This window comes from Vibrio sp. 2033 (genome assembly GCF_033339735.1).
The window spans coordinates 1-538 of the sequence record NZ_JAWOVC010000742.1 but is presented as its reverse complement, the minus strand read 5'-3'; the positions used below and the strand labels follow the sequence as shown (position 1 = coordinate 538).

General features: G+C 49.4%; 1 protein-coding gene. It reads left to right on the top strand.

Annotated features, from left to right (window positions below; all coding sequences use genetic code 11):
* A partial coding sequence (locus tag R7P74_RS28845; RefSeq protein ID WP_318124128.1) for an efflux RND transporter periplasmic adaptor subunit occupies positions 1-538 on the top strand: 538 nt, incomplete at both ends.

Sequence of the window (538 nt, the reverse complement as noted above, 5' to 3'; positions counted from 1 at the left end):
AAGCCGAGTTAAAGCGCGTAAAACAAGCGACTTCTGATGATGCCATTGCCAGCGTAAACTTAGACCGAGCCATCAGCAGCTACGAACGTAGCCTCTCTGCCGTCAAAGTGGTTGAGAAAAACATCCAACGTGCAAAAGATGCCCTACGTTACACCACTCTACGTGCACCATTCACTGGCATTGTTGCCGACGTTTCTGTTGATCCACATGAACAAACCTTGCCGGGCGGCAGTGTTGTATCAATTCAGCAAGAAGGCAGCTGGGAAGTCGACATCGACGTACCGGAAAATATGATTGCGCAATTCGCACTAGGTCAGCCAGCATCGTTGACTTGGTATGATTCGGAGCAATCCTACCGAGCAACCGTGGCAGAAATCGCGCCGAAGAAGCACCTGCTCAAACAAACCTATACCGTCACGCTAGACATCGATTCGATTTCCAGTGCGCTATTCAACGGTAAAGCAGTCACGGTTAATACCGCGCTCAACACCAGTCACTCAAGCCATTGCTTTCCTTACTCTGCAATTTTGGGTGAGAA